Below are 542 nucleotides of genomic sequence, written 5' to 3'. Positions count from 1 at the left end.
CACGCTCGTGGAATTCGGGTCCGGATCCAGCCGAAAGACGCGGCTCCTGATCGAAGCGCCCGAGGAACTGCACACTTACATTCCCATCGATGTTTCGGAACCCTTCCTCGCGCAGGCTGCACAACGTCTCGAGGCCGAGCATGATGGGCTCCGTGTCAGCCCCGTCGTCGGTGACTTCACGAAGACCCGAACGCTCAACGGAGCCGTTCGGGGACAGATTCTTGGCTTCTTTTCCGGCTCCACGATCGGAAATCTCACCCACGAAGAAGCACATAAATTTTTGCGGAATGCAGCGCACCTACTGGGCTGCGGCAGTTCTTTCCTCATCGGCGTCGATCTCAAAAAGAGCCGCAGCCGCGACATTCTAATCCCCGCGTATGACGACGAGGCCGGTGTAACGGCGTCCTTCAGCCTCAACCTTCTTTCACGCATCAACCGCGAGCTAGAAGGCACATTCGACACCACGCAGTTCACACATCAGGCGCTGTACAACGAACGCGAGGGGCGGATCGAAATCTATCTGGAGAGCCTGACGGAACAGT

1 protein-coding gene is annotated in these 542 nt (G+C 57.7%); it reads left to right on the top strand.

Annotated elements, in window-relative coordinates:
* Window positions 1-542 (top strand): L-histidine N(alpha)-methyltransferase (locus GY725_17080; GenBank protein MCP4005906.1); only part of this gene is annotated, 542 nt, incomplete at both ends.

It is taken from the genome of bacterium, assembly GCA_024226335.1.
In the GTDB taxonomy this organism is placed as follows: Bacteria; Myxococcota_A; UBA9160; order SZUA-336; family SZUA-336; genus JAAELY01.
Note: the sequence above shows the minus strand (reverse complement) of the source record. Positions and strands in the feature narration are given on the sequence as shown.